The sequence below is a fragment of the Adhaeribacter arboris genome (assembly GCF_003023845.1).
GTDB classification, from domain to species: Bacteria; Bacteroidota; Bacteroidia; order Cytophagales; family Hymenobacteraceae; genus Adhaeribacter; species Adhaeribacter arboris.
Map to the genome: position 1 here is coordinate 3,644,618 of NZ_PYFT01000001.1, position 17,726 is coordinate 3,662,343.

Sequence of the window (17,726 nt, forward strand, 5' to 3'; positions counted from 1 at the left end):
TAACTACAACAAAAACCCTGTTACCAGGAAAGTAACAGGGTTTTTAAAATCTTAACCAAAAAGATTATTCGTAAATTTTAGCTTTATTCCCGCCTGAAAATCCTTGATGGTTTTAAATATTTCAATAATAGTTACTTGTTCGATTTTGGTGAGGCTCCGGACGTCCATGTAATTTTCGGGTTCCGTTTTGTCGCGGATAATCTGATTGGCCTGTTTTTTCAGGCGAACACTCATCAGGTAGTAATACGACTGAATAAGTTCTAAATACTGCGTATCGGAAAAGATGCCTTTCTCTTTTAAAGCAGCCAGGCGTTCCCCGGTATTAGTTACAAAAATCCGGTTCTGCAAAGCGTATACCCGTACCAAATCCACAATAGGGGTCATGGCTTTTTTAATGTTAAAAACTTCTTGACTACCTACAGTAAACGTTCTGATGTTCCGAAAGAAGGTAAGAGGCGGTTCGTATTGCAGCGCGTTGTTGGCCATATGAAAAAAGAGCTTCTCATTGGGTTTTTGTAGTTCCTGGTCTAAGAAAGCTTGCAGTTCGTCCATAATGGCTTTTTCGCCGTACAGATAGCGGCAATCAAAGAAAGTGGAGAAATTCATAACCGTTTCGGGTACAATCTCCTGCATCCAGCTTTCGTAATTGCGTTTCCAGTGCGATAATGAATGCGTCCATTTCGGATTTTTTGCCATAAAGCCGCCTGAACAATAACTAAAACCAATCTGATTTAGGCGTTCCGAAATTAAATCGGCAAATTTTAAAAAATATTCGCGTACCAGTTCGCGCTGCTCATTGGCTTTGTCTTCGTAGATAATGGCATTATCCTGGTCGGTTTTTAGAGTTTGTTCTTTCCGGCCTTCGCTGCCTAACACCATAAATACAAACTTAGCCGGTGGTGTGCCCAGTTCATCCAGTACTCCTTGAATTACTTTTAATGCGATAGAATCGGCAACGGTAGTAATTACCTGGTTTACAATTTCGGCGTTAACCCCTCTGCTGAGTAGTTGCGTAACTATTTCCGGCACCTTTTGCCATTTACTTTTTAACTCATCTAACGACAAGGCTAGTTTTACCGACTGAATGAACATAAAAGGCGATTGGGCCTGTTCACTTAATAAGCGGTTCCGGCTCAGAAAACCCTTAAATTTCCCGTTTTGCTCCACCAGTAAATAGCGGATGTTTGTCTGAAACATCAACAAGATGGCTTCATAGATATAAGCCTGCGCATTAATTGTAACAATGGGATTGTCCATAACCGTACGAATGGGTTGCCCGGCATCTGCTTGCTTAGCTACCACGTTATCGCGCAAAGTAATATCGGTAACAAAACCAATAATTTTTCCGGGTTCTTCTTCTACAAACGAGCAACTGACTTTATATTCCGCCATTATTTGGGCTACCTGGTAGATGGGCGTTTGGCTGGGACAAGCCACTATTTCGCGGTACTCCAGACTTTCGATTTTGCGGGAATATAATTGTTCGGAAGCAATGTAACTTTCCTCGAAAGTGGCCGGTTGTTTGGCAAAATGCGCAAACTCATCGTTCAGCATGCGCTTGCCGTAATCGGTCGTAAAAAAATGGAAAAAAGCATCGTAGGCCTGGCAGAGCGCCCGAAAATCGCGGCGGTGCAGAAAATAAACAGTGGTTCCCTTTTTGGCAATAACCGTCCGGAGCGATTTGCGGCGATTAAGCAGCACCGAAATACCGCCGTAGCAATAACCCGCGTGGTGGTATTCGATTAAACGTTTATTCTGGGTACTATCGTAGAAGAAAGATTCGTATTCGCCGGCCGCAATAATATCCACCCCGCGCATTTTACTTGTTTCCTGAAGATAAACCGTCGTATCTTTGGTATATTTTATTTCTTCCAGCAAGTCAACTACCCCCCACAATACCTCGTCGGGCAAAAGATTAAAGGGCACTGCGGTTTTAAGAAATTGAAATCGATCCGTCATAACCAATAATAAAGTAAAAGAACCAATAAGAACAAGATAAAACCAACAATACCGTACTTTGCTTTTTTGGGCGAAATTTTAATCTCCTGACTAGCTGGTATGCGGGGTTGATTTATTTCCTGCTGCAGAATTTTTTCCAGGTCAATTTCGTATCTTTTTACCAATTCAAAAAAACAATCGGCCGTCGCCCGCGCATCTACCAGGGCATTATGCTGCTGTTCCAAGGAATTATTAAAAAGTATGTGGTATAAGTCGCCGAGTCGCAGGTATTTTATACGAGGATTCCGCACATAATGTGTAGTTGCCTCCATAGTACAAAAGGTAGGCAAATTATCTATTGGGTTCTCTAACCCTGTCCGGTAAAAATCAGCTCCTAAAACCAAGGCGTCAAACTTCATAAAATGGCCCACCACCAACGGTTGGTATTGCTGCAGGTCTTTGGCCAGAAGGGTTAAAATCTTTTTCCGGCTCTCGCCTTGCTCACGTAAAAATTCGTGGGTAATGCCATGCACTCTAAAAGCCGAAGGAGTAATCTGGAAATCGTCTTCGTGGACGTAATGATTTTCAAATTTTAGTTGCTGACCATCGCGGGTATAAATTAACCAGGATACCTGCACGGCATACGGCCAGTTACCAGCCAACGAAAAGGGGGCATTCCAATTTTTCGGCAGTCCGGAAGCTTCGGTATCAATAAATAGTATGTATTCTCTCACCCCGGAATTTTAAACTGAATTCTCCCACTTTGCTTTTGCAAATATCTTTACTAATCTCTATTACCTAGTACTTTGGTTTTGTTTTATTTGTTAAGTCAGTTCCCGGTTTCAGTCAATGTTTTCAGGTTAAGTTAATCAGGTACAAAAGTCCCCTTCGGAGGGGGTAGGATTTTCATTTTTGTTACTCTGCTATTACTTGGAGCCGGTTCCCGCCTCCAGGCTGTGGTATTAACTACTGTGACAAGTCTCTATTTGCCTCGTGGCCAGCGGGCTTCGTTTGGCTCTCTGGAGCGGTTTAGCGAACCTTGGCTCACCCCGTTGCGCCATGCCTCCTACGTCGGCACCGGAACGCTAAAAGGCACTCCGCAGCCAAACTGGTAACAGTTACTTTAATTACCAGCTATTCAGAAGCAATTTGTTTGTATGTCGGCTCTCCGTTTTTAGAACTGGGTAAAAGTATAAAATTTGGTTAAGCGGTTAATACATGTTTCACTTGTTTTTTTCTGGCGTACTCACTGGGTGCCATTCCAACTACAGTATCATGGGGTCGTTTATGGTTGTAATCCTCTAACCAAGTAGAAGTAATTTCCCGGACTTCCTGGAGGTTGTCCAACAAGTAAGCATCCAGTACATGCCGGCGGAAAGTACCATTAAACCGTTCTACAAAAGCATTTTGGGTCGGCTTGCCGGGTTGGATATACGCAAATTCAATGCCCTGTATCTGGCTCCATTCCGGCATTAAGCTGGCGATAAACTCGGGTCTATTATCTCTCCGGATGCGTTTTGGTTTTTCCCGGCGCTGGATTAAATGATTGAGCACCCAAACTACCCGGTTGCTCTTCAACGAAAAATCTACCTCCATTTTGCCGCAAATGGCCCCGTAGAAAGTCGCATCTACCCTCTCGTTCGACCACTTAAATAAGTGATATTGCAACCTAAACTAATTTTGAAAAATGAGAAAGATAATTTCATTTATGCACATATCGCTGGACGGTTTTGTGGCAGGACCGAACGGAGAAATGAACTGGATAAAAGTGGATGAAGAAATTTTTGATCATGTGGGCAAGCGGATAAGCGAAGGCGACACTGCCTTATATGGTCGGGTAACTCATCAAATGATGGAAAATTACTGGCCTACCGCAGGAGATGAGCCAGACGCGAGCAAGCACGACATCGAACATTCAAAGTGGTATAACAAAGTTCACAAAGTTGTTTTATCAAGAACAATGCAAGACGCGGATTTGACGAACACAACAATTATTAGCGACAACCTTTCGGAGAGAATAAATAAAATGAAACAACAGGAAGGTAAAGAAATCTTACTTTTTGGTAGCCCAACCGCAACCCATTCCCTTATGCAACAGAACCTAATTGATGGCTACTGGCTATTTGTTAATCCAATTATTCTCGGTCAAGGCATTCCGTTGTTTGTAGACATCAAAGACAAAATAAAACTTAAACTATTGACGACAAAGCCATTTACTTCCGGAGTAACTGAACTGAACTACACCGTAGATAGACAATAAAAACGCCCCGCGAACCGCATTTTGCCAAAAACGGGGCAGAAGTAGATAATTTAATAGTTGAGCTTTTAATAAATTGAATTGCCGCTTGACAGTTTGAGCTTATAAGCCTCGCCTTCAGCAAGCCGCAAAATGTTAGCGGCCATTGTAGGATGGTCGCTAATAACCAACAATGAATGATAGATATGAGAAAGCTAATTTCAGCCATTAATATGACACTGGACGGGTTTTGCGATCATACGGCAATAACTCCTGATGACGAAATACATCAACATTATGCGGAACTAATAACTGGCGCAGATGCGATTCTTTACGGCAGAATAACATATGAGCTTATGCAATTCTGGCAACCTCTGGTAAAAAATCCTTCTGGTGAAAAATCAATGGATGACTTTGCCGTAGCTATGGACAAAATTCCAAAGATTGTTTTTTCCCATACGCTGCATAATGTTGATTGGGAAAGTGCTAGAATAGCAAAGCAAGATTTAAAAGAAGAAGTTTCAGAACTCAAACAACAAGCGGGTAAAGACATTTTAGTTGGCAGCAGAAGTTTAATTATGCAGCTAATGAAACTTAATTTAATTGATGAATTTCAACTTTGTGTTCACCCTGTTATAGCGGGAGCAGGTTTGCCATTATTTGAGAATATAAACGATAGAACTATTATTAAACTCATAAAGACTAAAACCTTTAAAGGTGGTGCCGTAATCCATTACTATGAACCGAAAAAAGAATAAAAAACGCTGCCTTACAATGAAGAATTACTTTAATATAAAAATAACAAAGCCTCTAAATTGTATAAGTTTAATACCTTACAATTTTACCGCCTGTACAATACCGTAAACGCCAATAGCCAGAATAGTTATGCAGCTTAGCCAAAAGGCAGCGTCGTACCAGATGGTGGGTTTTAAATTGCTGGGCAAGCGACGGTAACGGAAATAAATAGCCGCATACACTACCAATAAAAGTAATATCGAAGTCATAAATCCGCCCAGCAGAATCATGCTCATGGGCAGTTTAATAAAAAGAAAAAGCAGGCACCAACTTATCGGAAACACCCAGGCCAATACCGCGATTGCTTTTTTGCGGGTAACATAATCCGTAAAAGAAATCCAACCCAACTGCCCGAAAGCATCGGAGAAGATACGCGTAAAACTGGCGGCGGCCGTAAACATGGTCGAGTACAAAACCATAAAAGCACTGATCATAAATATTGTTTCGGCCCAGGGGCCCAGGGTTTTGGTGTACATGCCGGATAAAACTTTTACCATGGCGTAACCTTCGGGTACCAGCCCCTGGTTATGCAGCACCGCCGCTCCCAAAATGTAAAAGGCGGCCGTTACTACGGTATATATTACCATCGCTAAAAAAGCATCATAATACATAATTCTTATCCAGCCGCGGGCTCTTTTTTCCCATTCCGGGTTATTTTGCCGAGGACCGGTAAAGCCGGCGTAACCTTTCTCGATGCACCAGTAATTGTAGTACATAATCTCGTCGCTGCCTACCCCGGTAATGCCAAAGGCCGCAATAGCTACGGCTACGGTACTGGGTGGCAGCTTAAATTGTAATCCTTCCTGAATATCCGACCACGAAATGGCATAAGGCGTATACTGCAGAAAAAACACCGAAGCCAGGGTAAAAACGGTAAAAAACACCATCATTACCAGCGAAAATTGCTCGACTACCTTGTAGTACCCTTTGTAAACCAGCAGAGCGGTAATTAAAGTGATGAGAATAGCCCAAACAGGAATGCTGATAAATGGCGCTACCATGTTTAAAGTTATGGCCACGCCGCCCACAATGCCTCCCACTTGCAAAAGCTTGAACAGTTGAATAAATAACCATAACCAAATACTCCAGTTAGCCTGACCTATTTTAAAGCCGGGCAATTTGTTTAACGAAGTCATGGAAGTTTCGCCGGAGTGGATAACGTGCTTGCCCCACTCTAGCTGGAGCGCTACTTTTACTAAACAACTTAAAATAATTACCCAAAACGTAACAAAACCCGCTTGCGCTCCGAGTGCCGTAGTCGCAATCAATTCCCCGGAACCCACAATAGCTGCCGAAAGCACGAATCCAGGCCCTAAATGCCGTATAATTCCTTTTAAAGAAACGGGAGGCTCCTGAATATTTCGGTCGGCAATAACGTATGGGTCCTGGAACTCCGGCTGTTTTTCGGAGGGTGTGCCTTCTACTTTAAGGGTTTGCATAAGGGTAGGCTTTTATGTTAACCGCTTAAATTAAGATTTTATCTGGTATGAAGTATATATTTTGGGTGTTTAAAATGTAAATCTTTGGAGCCTTTTCAAGTCTCCATACTGCGGTGCTGATGCGTTTGACAAGTAGCCTGTTTGCCTCCTGGCCGGCAGGCCTCGTTTGGCTCTTTCGGGCGGTCTAAGCTTCCTTTTTCCTCCTTCGTCGGAATGCTAAAGCACCGGAACCTTAGAAGGCCCTCGATAGCCAAACAGGTGAAGTTTACTAATAGCTACGGCTTTTACCAGTAATCGTGTTCCTTAATAAAGTTATTTTAACGAAGAGCAATAGAAAAATAGCAGACTTGATTTTACCCTTTTGAAGTCTTTATACCAAATCGCCTAAACTAACTGCCATAGTGAAGAAGATTAAACCCAGCGGGTTTTGGAAACCCGCCGGGTTTAGTGCTTTTAAGGCAACCTTATGGAAGATAGCTAATACTATTTGGTATTATTTCCTAAAATGAAAACGGCTCCACTGTTGGAGCGGAGCCATTTTTGAGCATGATTCTATTATCAAATAGATTACTACCTCTGGAGAAATAAAAATTTAAATTTAAGCAATCAGGAAAGTAATTAGGTCCTGGTTTAATCTTTCTTTGTGGGTGTAAAAAAGGCCATGGGGAGCGCCTTCGTAGACAACATATTGAGCCGCCGGAATCATTACAGCGGTGCGATGGCCACTGGCTTCAATGGGTACGGTTTTATCGTCGTCGCCGTGAATGATTAAGGTTGGTACCGTAATAGCTTGTAGGTCGCTTCTAAAATCGGTTTGACTAAAAGCCAGGGCGCATTGCTCCGTAGCTCGCGGCGAGGCTACTGCGGCCAGCATGCGGTAATAGTCCAGCAAAGGCGTACTCACCGGGTGATTTACTAGGTTTACCCCGAAGAATTTCTTCCCAAAATCATCTAAAAAGTCAATCCGGTCTTTTTTCAGGCCCTCCAGAATTTCAGCAAAAACGCTTTGGTCCACTCCGTCGGGGTTATCTTCCGTTTTACCCAGGAAAGGGGTAACCGCTGATATTAGTACAATTTTAGATACCCGGGTACTACCATAACGGCTTAAATAACGCACTACTTCGCCCCCGCCCATGGAAAAGCCTACCAGTGCTACATCGGTTAAATCTAATTCTTCCATCAAAGAATTTAAATCGCTGGCTAAGGTATCGTAATCGTAACCGCTCCAGGGCTTTTCGGAATGGCCGAAACCCCGCCGGTCGTATTTAATTACTCGTAAGCCGGCTTGTACCAAATCGCTTACCTGGTATTCCCACATTTCTTTACTTAATGGCCAGCCATGAATTAAAATAACGGGTCGGCCGCTGCCGTAATCAGCATACGCTAAGTTTACTTCCTGGCCGGAAACGGCATCTGTCTTCGAAATAAATTTCATAGTTTGTTTTAGTTGGTTAAAGCAATATGGTAGAAACCAGAAAAGCAAAGTTTTGTTCCGCACAATTTTTAGCTACTAATTAAATAGTGATTGTTTCAGCGGTTATGGCTAATCGCATTAAATTATTCTGTATTATTATGGTCGAAAAATAATTAACCGAACTCTTTTTACTTTTTTTTCCTCTTTTCGTTTTATGAGAAAAATTCACCTTTTACTGCTTTATCTTTTTACCACCTTTACTTCTTACAGTCAGGCTACTAAACCGGAGGTCGCCATTATTCCGGAACCGGTCTCCCTGAAAATAAATACCGGTCAGTTTGTATTACCGCGCAACGTAGTCATTGCCGCCAGTGCGCACCCTCAGTTGAAAAGTACGGTTGCTTTTCTGCGGGAGCGTTTATCGGTGCCCACCGGCCGCAACGTTACCGTGAGTAAACCTTCTACTACCGCTACTATCCGTTTAATTTTACTGCCAACCCCCGATAATAGTATCGGGAAAGAAGGCTATCATTTAGCAGTTACGCCGCAGAATATCGTGATTAGAGCCAACCAGCCGGCGGGTTTATTTTACGGGGCGCAAACGCTGGTGCAGTTATTTCCGAATGAGATTGAAAGCGCCGAATTAGTAAAAAAAACCAGCTGGCTGGTTCCCTGCGTGGAAGTTACGGATTACCCCCGGTTTGGCTGGCGCGGCTTAATGTTCGATGTGTCGCGGCATTTCTTTACCAAGCAAGAAGTAAAACAATACATTGATGACATGGTGCGCTATAAATACAATTTGCTGCACCTGCATTTAACCGACGACGAAGGCTGGCGGATAGAAATTAAAAGCTTACCTAAATTAACCCAGGTAGGCGCCTGGAATGTAAAAAAAGAAGGTTATTTCGGCAATTTCTCTCCCCCACAACCCAACGAGCCGCGTACTTACGGCGGTTTTTATACCCAAGCCGACATTAAAGAATTGGTGCTATACGCGAAAGAACGTTTCGTAAATATTCTGCCGGAAATAGACGTACCGGGGCATAGCCTGGCGGCCGTAGTTTCTTATCCGGAGTTATCCTGCACGCCCGGCGTGGAAAATTACCGGGTGCGCTCCGGCGAACAAATTATGGACTGGTCGCACGGGGCGCCGCCCATTGCTTTGGTAGATAATACCTTGTGCCCGGCTAACGAAAAAGTATACGAGTTTCTGGATAAAGTAATTACTGAGGTAGCCCAACTTTTTCCGTTTGAATACATTCACGTAGGCGGCGACGAAACGCCGCAGAATTTTTGGGAGAAAAGCGATGCCATTAAAAGCCTGATGAAAAAAGAAAATTTAAAAAACCTGCACGAAGTACAAGGCTATTTTGAAAGAAGGCTGGAAAAAATAGTACTCTCCAAAGGTAAAAAGTTTATGGGCTGGGACGAAATTCTGGAAGGTGGCTTGGCGCCAAGTGCCGCCGTAATGAGCTGGCGCGGCATGAAAGGCGGCATTCAGGCGGCCCGCCTGAAACACGAAGTAGTCATGAGCCCAACGGACTTTGCTTACATTGATTACATGCAGGGCGATGTCAGCATTGAACCGCGCATTTACGCCACGCTTCGCTTAAGTAAAGCTTACCAGTTTGAGCCTATGCCCGACAGCGTAGACGCCCAGTACATTAAAGGCGGTCAGGCTAATTTATGGACCGAACAGGTGTACAACATGCGCCACGCCCAGTACATGACCTGGCCCCGGGGTTTTGCCATTGCCGAATCGTTGTGGTCACCGAAAGAAAGTAAAGACTGGAAAGATTTCATTAACCGGGTAGAAAACCACTTTAATCGCTTTAAAATTGCCGAAAAAAATTACGCTCCCAGCATGTACGAGCCTATTTTTAACGTTACTAAAACACCGGATAATAATGTAAAAATTGCTTTAAGCACCGAGATAGAAGGGTTAGACATTTACTATACTTTTGATAATTCGTTCCCCGACCGGTTTTACCCGAAATATACCGAAGCCCTGGTACCGCCTAAAGATGCCGTTATGCTGAAGGTGGTAACGTATCGGGGAAAGGAACCGGTAGGTCGCCTTATTACCATGCCGGTTACAGAATGGAAAGCCCGCGCTGGCATAAAGTAGTTTTTTAACGCGATTTCTTCAAATTTTTAAACACCTCTGTGTTAGCTTCTTCTGGAAGGCCTAATCCAGAGGTGTTTTTGTATAAGGCTATTTTGAAACGATAGCTAAATTAACTTTTTTTGTCCTTAGTTTTTAACCTAAAGCTTAAACCTAATTGAGCTGCCTGGTTATGGCTTTGTTTAGGCAAATACGTATTTCCCTGCGCATCCGTAACCTCGTATTGCAGAATTGTACTAAAACCATAAGTGTACCGGAGATCAGCACTTAGTTTAGCGTTTAGGTTGTACCTGAAACCGGCAGTAAGTCCCATATCAAGGCCATTATATCTTAAAATGTGCTTCATATTATGTGCCTTTCCCCCATCTTCCCTGTTGAGCGGAACTATTAATAAACTAAATTCCGGGCCAAGAAATACGGCTGTTTTGCTGTTAAGTTGATAGCCAAGTAGCAAGGGGAGGGTAAGATAGTTATAAATGAGCGTTCCATTAATTCGGCTAGTTTCACTGGCAAAAGGTAGGGTAAGCGTATCGGAATACCTCCCTCCTTTTAGGGTGTAAAATAATTCTGTGCGTAAAAAGACCTTAGGCGAAAAGGTAGATTCTTTCCAGACACCCAGATGATAACCTAACCGATTTTTGATTTTTAAAGTGTAGGCTTCGTTTACCTCCAGGCGGGTTACATTAATTCCTGCCTTTACGCCAAAATTTTTCTGGCTATAGCAAACCGGTGAAATCAGGAAAAACAAGCACGCAATAAAAATTACTTTTCTCATAAACTTAATTCGCGTAAAGATTTATATAAAGTTAGAAGCCGCTAAACGGTTGTAAATCTTACTAAGCTAAAGCCTAAGCCAGAAGTTACTGGTTTAATAGCCTTAAAATAATTAAAAAGTAGAGTGAGGATAAAAGTACCACTTGGGCCAGGTTATAATGGATAACCTTCTTGGATGATGGTTCTTAATATTGCTATAACGCCGGAACTTAATTTTATTTTGTTGGTTAGCAGAGATTTTTTAAATTTTTCAAAATTCTAGCCGTTTATTATCACAACTTTGATTAGGAATGAAAAAAGTGAGAAAACTTTCAGGTAGTTAGCACGTGCAGAAACTCAGCATGAACTAGGCCCGTGAGCCATACTTGGTTCTCGGATAAATAAAATACAAGTCCAGCAGCGTGCATGGCAGCGGCATCTACTTGTAAAATTACGGGCTTGCCGTGCCGTTGGCCTACGGTTAAGGCGGTGCTTTTATCCGGAGAAAGATGCACCTGATGCCGGTTTCTTTTTTGAATTCCTTCCGCCAGAATCGAAGCTAGATTTTTCTCGCTGGTGCCGTGGTAAAGTACAGCGGGCGGGGTTTGCGGCGGATAGCCCAGTTTTATCTCCACGGAATGCCCTTGATGGGCCCGGATTTTAGTTTTATCGGGGTTAAAAGCAAACCGCTTTTTATTATTGTTGGCTACCACAAAATCCAGAATTTCAAACGAAAGCCTACTGCCGCTTTTATTTACCTGCTGGATGAGGGTAGCTACATCCGTCCAACCGTTTTCGTCTAAAGTTATATTTATCTTTTCGGGCTGATGCCGCAGCACCAAACTCAAAAACTTACTTATCCGCGTTATTTCTTTCTCCGGCAGCATACGCACGAGTTCTTGTTTATTTTATGTAAGCAAATTTTTGAAAGCTAAAAATCCGGTGGCCACTTTCCTCGGCTGGAAATTACCTAATTACCATTTGATGATAGAAATTACAGGCATTAGTTTATAATCTTACCACTGTAGAGAATCCTTCCCAAAAAATACAATTCTAAAAAACCTCTGTTAGATGGGTACGCCAATCTTTCGACTAAATAGTTAATAAGCAGATAATTCGCCCAAATACTTTCTATCATTCAGGAATTAAGTAGAATAATATAGTTTACCTGCAATAAACCTGAACTACTCGTGGCACATTGTTCCTAAATAATTAGACTTCAAGCATTTAACTTTGTATATTTAGGTTCCTTCCTTTCCTTAACTCTTAACCTAAAATGAAAAGCGTATACTTTTTACTCGGATTAACCCTGTTGAACCTGGCGGTATATGCTCAAAACGGAAACAGCCAGCGTGGATTAAACAGTGGGGTTAAAATTAATTTTAATTACGTTGGCGCTACGGAACTTCAAACTATTATGAATCGCTACACCGCGAAAGATTTGCCGGGTATCGCTCTTGCAGTGTATAAAGAAGGACAAGAATGGTGGTCCGGAGCCAGCGGCTTTGCCCGGGTAGAATCTAAAACGCCCATGACCATTCAGAACCTGCAATACCTGCAGAGTGTAACAAAAACCTACATGGCGGTGGCCGCTCTAAAATTATCTGAAGAAGGTAAACTAAACCTGGATGCCGTTATTTCCAAATACCTCCCTCAAGAATATAATCATCTGATAAAAAATATCGACCAAATTACCGTGCGGATGCTGCTGAATCATACTTCGGGCATTGCCGAATACAACTCCGACCCGGAATATACGGCCGCCGTTATTTTGCATCCCACCGAAATACTGCCCATGGAAGAGGTAATTAGATGCCTCGCCAACGAAGAGCCGCAATTTGCTCCGGGCACTCACTACCGCTACACCAATACCAATTATTTTCTGCTCACCGTTATCGCCGACGTTATTACGGGTAACCATGCCCAATACCTAGAAGAAAAGATTTTTAAGCCGCTGCAATTACATAATACTTTTTACCGCAGTAGTCCGGGTTACCTTAAGTATCCGCTTTTACCGGATTGCTACTGGGATATCCTGAATAGTGGGCGACCGGCGAACATAACCCCTATGCAAGTAGCCAACGTAGCCGCCCTAAGAGGCGATGATGGTATAGTAGCCACGCCAATTGATGCAATTAAATTTCTGAAAGGGCTCGTGGAAGGCAAATTAATAAAAGCCGCTTCGTTGGCCCAAATGCAGCAGTGGGTAAAGAATGATGCTGGTAAACCCGCTTACGGTATGGGACTGCATTACATCGAAGAAGGGGGTATAATTGGCTTCGGGCACGGCGGCGGGGGCTTGGGAGCTGGTTGTTTATTGTTATACGTACCGGCCAAAAAGACTTACGTTTTTCTGGCTACCAATATCGGCTTAGTTATCGATGGGCCAGTAGGCCTAAAAGTTAATGATATGAAAAATGAGGTTCTGGCCGTAGTTCTTCGGTAAGGTATTTCCTTTCTTATTTTACTAGAATAATAGCGTGATACTAATTTATAAATGACTTATTGAAATCGGGTTAAAAGATGACGAAAGAAAACAACACTGCAAAGGAACAAGCGCCAAATCCAACCTCTCTCCCTGATAGTACAGAAGAGCCAGCCAAAGGGGAAAATCCGGATAAAAACCTTACTCTCCCTCCTTCAACGGAAAAATATCAGCCTCCCCCCGAACTTTCTACTTCTCTTGATTTATCTACAACAGCCACTACTCCTGAACAAAATTCAACTGCTCTAAAACCAGAAAATACGCCACAGGAAACTACCCCTCCTAAACCGGATAATTATATGGATGCGCATCATTCCCACCATATCCATCACGATAAAAAATGGAAAGATTATTTGTTTGAATTTTTAATGCTTTTCCTGGCTGTTACCGCTGGCTTTTTTGTAGAAAATCAGAGAGAACACTACATTGAAAATAAACGGGCCACGCAATTTTCGAAACAATTATTGGCCGATTTGCGCTTAGATTCTTTATTTTTTGAAACCCGGGAAAAAGATTTGCAATCGAAGCAAGCCGGCCATGACCAATTGCTGCGCCTGCTTACCCAGAAACCCGATGCTACAGATAAAGAAATTCTGGAAACCTTACTCCCCATTACATTCGCTTACGACTTACCGGTTACTACCACCACGTATAACCAAATGAAATCGTCCGGCTCTTTGCGCTACATTAAAAACCCCGCCTTAACCGCCAGCCTGCAAAATTACTACGATGTTTTACTGCCCCGTTGCAACCGATTAACCGAAGCCTCTCTTGCTTATTTCACCGAATACATTAATCCCTTTTATTTAAAGCATATCCGCATTCAGGATTATGATCCGTTTAATGATTCCTTGATTACCACGCACCCCGTAATCCTAAATCGGAGCAAGCAAACCGACCAGGAACTGGCCAATATTATGGGAAGTTTCCGGTCGTTGTTAAAAATTCAGGAAATAACCATGAATGATCCGGCCCTCAAGAAAATTAAAGAAACCATGACTTTATTAAAAGAAGAATACCATCTTAAATAAAACCCGTGGTTTTCTGCAGCTGTTACCCAGCCTTACGTATGGCAGTGCTCTAAAAAATAGCAAACCTTACTCTTTATATAAACCTTAATAGTATTATAATTACTTATCGGTAAGCCCTTAACTTTTCTTGATTTCGTAAAACTTACTATTACTTTTACTAGAGCAAATAAATGCTTATATTTAACGAAGTCGCATTTACTACGATTTGTACTATCAAGAAAGATGCTATACGGATTGCTGTATAATTACTAAATTGTTTAAGAGCCATGGGTCAGCAGATCCCTCCGTCTGTAGTCTTACCCGACCCGGTGAAATTAGATTTCCGGGCCTGGCTTGGAACAACTTACCAGTTCGAATGGAAAAACCCGGGTAACTTAAAGTGGATGGAATCTATTAGTGATTGGTTTTACGCCCTGCCTTACCTGCTGCAATCCGGAGTATACCGGGCTTATTTGCGGGATTCCGGTATTAGAGCCTACACTAAGTTCGACGTTAAATCGCAGACCTGGGAAGCTTGTGTGGGTATTAACGGAGAACGCCGGGCAGACTCGGATAAAGATCATGATACGGCTGAAGTACTAGCTATTAACGAAGGCCTTGCTCTACGTAACCTGCAGCTAGCCAATTCTTCTACGCACTAGTCACGTACAGATACTTTTATTTGTATAAACTCCATTCTTTCCGTTTATCCATTTAGCTAAGCAGGAATTAAAAACAGGAGGTTCCTCTAATAGTCACCAATGACTTGTGCCTGATACAGGTTACCGGAAGTAGCCCGGTTAACACCGCAAGGTATAGGGTAACTGTTACTGGCGGCTATTGGAAAACGTACCGGAACAGAATGCTTTTAAATTACAGCACTTGCTTTCTGTTTAAGTTTAGCCGGAAACAGAGTATTTTTTACTCCAGGTAAATTTCTCCCTGTAAATACAATTTTGCCTGGCCACTAATTTCAACGCGGTCGTTTAAATGTTTGCATTGCAAATAACCTTTGCGCTCGGATAGCTGAATGGCCGTTAATTCTGATTTGCCCAATTCTCCGGCCCAATAGGGCGTTAAAGTGGTATGCGCCGAACCGGTTACCGGATCTTCGTTTATTCCCGATTGCGGACCAAAAAATCGGGACACAAAATCAACTTCATTACCTTTAGCCGTGATAATTACACCCCGGGCGTTTAATTTAGAAATTGCCCCCAGCTGAGGAGTGATGTTCCTTATTTGCTCTTCGGTATCGAACACGAGTAAATAATCAGTTTTCCCTTTAAAAGCGAAGCTGGGTTTAAGATCAAAGCCGGCGGTTATTTCTTCCGTTAATTCTATTGGCGCTACTAAATCGGTCGGAAAATTTAAGGTGAGTACTTCCCCGTTTCGGGTAACTGATAAAGGTCCGCTGCGAGGAGAATAAAAGTGTACTATATCTCCCGGGTGATTTTCGTGGTGAAATAAAACATAAGCCGTCGCTAAAGTAGCATGCCCGCACAGGTCTACTTCCACGGTTGGCGTGAACCACCGGAGGTGGTACTCCCCATCTTGCTTCACGTAAAAGGCCGTTTCGGCCAGATTATTTTCGTTCGCAATTTTCTGCATTAATTCGTCGCTCAGCCATTCTTCCAAGGGGCAAACTGCCGCCGGATTTCCCGAAAAAACTTTGTCGGTAAACGCATCTACCTGATATATTTTCTGTTTCATTGCTTGCTTTTATGTATTAGAATGAATGACTAAACTTTTCTGCTAAAAAATTAAATTCAGGAAAGAGCAAATATAAAATTATCCTAAATGAATCCATCTCTCTGCGTTTATCTGTTCCAGAAAATATTCGTCGTGCGATACTACCAGCAAGGTTCCCTGATAATCGTTAATGGCGGCGGTTAAAATTTTAGTGTTTTGAATATCTAAATTATTGGTGGGCTCGTCCAGCACAATTATGTCCGGGGCTTTATTACTGATGGTGAGGCAGCACAGCATAAGGCGCATTTTCTCCCCGCCGCTTAGGTCCCGGCCATACTTTTCCCAATCATCTTTGGTAAACAAAAAGCGGTTAAGCCGTACTTTTATTTCGTGCTCCTGTAAGCCCGAGGAATTAAATTGCTGGGCCTGCTCGTAAATTTTTAATTGGTTGTTAATCAGGGAATAATCCTGATCGATGTGCACTGCTTTATTGTCGGCTCTTTGCACGGTACCGGTTTGGGGTTCGATTTCCCCTAAAACAATCCGGATTAACGTAGTTTTGCCGGAGCCGTTCATGCCTTTAAGAGCAATGCGCTCCCCGCTGGTAATCTGAAAAGTTAAGGCTTCCGGCCAAAGCTTTGCTTGCCCATAGCTGTAGTTAATTTCCCGGGCACTAAATAGAATTTTGCCTTTGTGCAGGCCAGATTGATCAAAGCCGAATTTTATTTTGTCGGTATCGGGCAATTTTTGGCGCAGCTCGTGCAATTCCTGCGAAATAGCTCCCACTTTTTCCGCGTGAATTCCTTTTAGCCGCGACGTGCTGTTTTCCGCGTTGTTTTTCATGATGTTCATCATGATTTTGGGCATACCGGCTTTTTCCTGCTTTTTCTTGCCCCGAACGTCCAGTTTTTGTTCTTGTTCGGCGGTTTTCCGTTCCAGCTCTTTGGCTTTGCGCAAAGCTTTTTCTTTGCTGCGTACTTCTTGGTTCAGAGACTCGCTTTCAGTGGCTTTCTGTTCGGCGTAAAAACTGTAATTGCCCCCGTACAGGGTTATGCCGCGTTTGCTTAATTCTAATACCATACCGAGCAGGTTCAGCAATTTCCGGTCGTGGCTCACTACCAGCATGGTGCTGGAGCTGGATCGAATAAATTGATACAATAAGCTCCGTCCGGCGGTATCCAGGTGGTTACTGGGTTCGTCGAGTAAAACCAGTTCGGGTTGATGAATGGAAATACCGGCCAGGAAAACCTTGGTTTTTTGCCCGCCGCTCAGGGTATGCAGGGCCTGGTTTAAATTTAAATGGGTCAGACCCCAATAAGCCAAGGCTTCGTTGCAACGTTCTTCCAGGTTCCAGTCGTCGTTTAATAAGGTCAGGTTGGTTTCGGTTATATTTCCCGCCAGAATCTGGTAAAAAGCGTTTAGCTTTTCTTCTATCTGCAGCGCCTGAGCAACTGTAAGGTAATTATATTGCCCGAGAAGCTGGGGAACGTAATACGGCATGGCGCCGGTTTGCACTGTGCCGCCGGAAGGGAGTAAAACTCCCGCAATAATTTTTAGTAAGGTAGATTTACCCGCCCCGTTATTCCCAATTAAGGCGGCTTTCTCGGGTTTATTTAAGGTAAGATTTATGTTATCGAACAATAAATCTTTATTCGGATGACTATAAATGAGGTTTTGAATAGTAAGCATTATTTCTTCCTTTAAAAAATTGAGTAATCCAGCCAACCTTCAAGCGGTTGCCCTATCTATTTTTCCGGAAAGAAATTTTATCTCACATAAAGAAGTGTATCAGGCTTATGCCGGCAAATTTAAGAAAATTTAAAAAACTAACTATTCAGAAGT

Annotated in this window: 15 protein-coding genes and 1 pseudogene; 7 read left to right on the forward strand and 9 right to left on the reverse strand. The window is 42.8% G+C overall.

Annotated features, from left to right (window positions below):
* Positions 1-51: 51 nt before the first annotated feature.
* Positions 52-1,959 carry a DUF294 nucleotidyltransferase-like domain-containing protein gene (locus tag AHMF7605_RS15160; protein ID WP_106930701.1) on the reverse strand — a complete coding sequence of 636 codons (1,908 nt, stop codon included), beginning with the start codon at positions 1,957-1,959 and terminating at the stop codon, positions 52-54.
* Entirely contained in the window at positions 1,956-2,672 is a 717-nt protein-coding gene (locus AHMF7605_RS15165) for a 3'-5' exonuclease (RefSeq protein ID WP_106930703.1), read from the reverse strand. The genes AHMF7605_RS15160 and AHMF7605_RS15165 overlap by 4 nt, the downstream gene beginning before the upstream one ends.
* Before the next feature lie 237 nt (positions 2,673-2,909).
* Between AHMF7605_RS15165 and AHMF7605_RS29750 the strand changes: the two genes are divergently transcribed.
* Complete coding sequence (locus AHMF7605_RS29750) at positions 2,910-3,053, forward strand: hypothetical protein (RefSeq protein ID WP_158267516.1); 144 nt, start codon at positions 2,910-2,912, stop codon at positions 3,051-3,053.
* Positions 3,054-3,174: 121 nt separating this feature from the next.
* Here AHMF7605_RS29750 and AHMF7605_RS15170 read toward each other — a convergent pair.
* Positions 3,175-3,534 (reverse strand): annotated as a pseudogene (locus AHMF7605_RS15170) (integrase core domain-containing protein); the annotation flags it as partial.
* 91 nt (positions 3,535-3,625) lie between these two features.
* Here AHMF7605_RS15170 and AHMF7605_RS15175 point away from each other — a divergent pair.
* Both AHMF7605_RS15175 and AHMF7605_RS15180 read left to right on the forward strand, forming a co-directional pair.
* On the forward strand, positions 3,626-4,198 hold the full coding sequence (locus AHMF7605_RS15175) for a dihydrofolate reductase family protein (RefSeq protein WP_106930707.1): 573 nt from the start codon (positions 3,626-3,628) through the stop codon (positions 4,196-4,198).
* Positions 4,199-4,371: 173 nt separating this feature from the next.
* Complete coding sequence (locus AHMF7605_RS15180) at positions 4,372-4,932, forward strand: dihydrofolate reductase family protein (protein ID WP_233219133.1); 561 nt, start codon at positions 4,372-4,374, stop codon at positions 4,930-4,932.
* A gap of 75 nt (positions 4,933-5,007) precedes the next feature.
* On the opposite strand, the gene AHMF7605_RS15185 is transcribed toward AHMF7605_RS15180, so the two are convergent.
* Positions 5,008-6,408: an Nramp family divalent metal transporter gene (locus AHMF7605_RS15185; RefSeq protein ID WP_199200244.1), complete on the reverse strand. Its 1,401-nt coding sequence runs from the start codon at positions 6,406-6,408 to the stop codon at positions 5,008-5,010.
* Between the two features lie 598 nt (positions 6,409-7,006).
* A complete protein-coding gene (locus tag AHMF7605_RS15190; protein WP_106930709.1) occupies positions 7,007-7,843 on the reverse strand; it encodes an alpha/beta fold hydrolase in 837 nt (278 codons plus the stop codon).
* A gap of 193 nt (positions 7,844-8,036) precedes the next feature.
* Between AHMF7605_RS15190 and AHMF7605_RS15195 the strand changes: the two genes are divergently transcribed.
* Positions 8,037-9,950, forward strand: a complete 1,914-nt coding sequence (locus tag AHMF7605_RS15195; RefSeq protein ID WP_106930711.1) for a beta-N-acetylhexosaminidase — start codon at positions 8,037-8,039, stop codon at positions 9,948-9,950.
* A gap of 109 nt (positions 9,951-10,059) precedes the next feature.
* Here the strand turns inward: AHMF7605_RS15195 and AHMF7605_RS15200 are convergent, their stop codons facing one another.
* A complete protein-coding gene (locus tag AHMF7605_RS15200; RefSeq protein WP_106930713.1) occupies positions 10,060-10,722 on the reverse strand; it encodes a porin family protein in 663 nt (220 codons plus the stop codon).
* Positions 10,723-11,032: 310 nt separating this feature from the next.
* On the reverse strand, positions 11,033-11,587 hold the full coding sequence (locus tag AHMF7605_RS15205) for an RNA 2'-phosphotransferase (protein ID WP_199200245.1): 555 nt from the start codon (positions 11,585-11,587) through the stop codon (positions 11,033-11,035).
* 389 nt (positions 11,588-11,976) lie between these two features.
* Between AHMF7605_RS15205 and AHMF7605_RS15210 the strand changes: the two genes are divergently transcribed.
* The 3 genes from AHMF7605_RS15210 to AHMF7605_RS15220 all read left to right on the forward strand — a co-directional run bounded on the left by AHMF7605_RS15210 (position 11,977) and on the right by AHMF7605_RS15220 (position 14,857).
* The gene (locus tag AHMF7605_RS15210; RefSeq protein ID WP_106930715.1) at positions 11,977-13,146 is read left to right on the forward strand and encodes a serine hydrolase domain-containing protein; all 1,170 of its coding nucleotides are present in this window, start codon (positions 11,977-11,979) and stop codon (positions 13,144-13,146) included.
* Positions 13,147-13,223: 77 nt separating this feature from the next.
* Positions 13,224-14,216, forward strand: a complete 993-nt coding sequence (locus AHMF7605_RS15215) for a hypothetical protein (RefSeq protein WP_106930717.1) — start codon at positions 13,224-13,226, stop codon at positions 14,214-14,216.
* A gap of 266 nt (positions 14,217-14,482) precedes the next feature.
* Entirely contained in the window at positions 14,483-14,857 is a 375-nt protein-coding gene (locus AHMF7605_RS15220; protein WP_106930719.1) for a hypothetical protein, read from the forward strand.
* A gap of 259 nt (positions 14,858-15,116) precedes the next feature.
* On the opposite strand, the gene AHMF7605_RS15225 is transcribed toward AHMF7605_RS15220, so the two are convergent.
* On the reverse strand, positions 15,117-15,905 hold the full coding sequence (locus AHMF7605_RS15225) for a PhzF family phenazine biosynthesis protein (protein WP_106930722.1): 789 nt from the start codon (positions 15,903-15,905) through the stop codon (positions 15,117-15,119).
* A gap of 78 nt (positions 15,906-15,983) precedes the next feature.
* A complete protein-coding gene (locus tag AHMF7605_RS15230) occupies positions 15,984-17,573 on the reverse strand; it encodes an ABC-F family ATP-binding cassette domain-containing protein (RefSeq protein ID WP_106930724.1) in 1,590 nt (529 codons plus the stop codon).
* Positions 17,574-17,726: the final 153 nt, after the last annotated feature.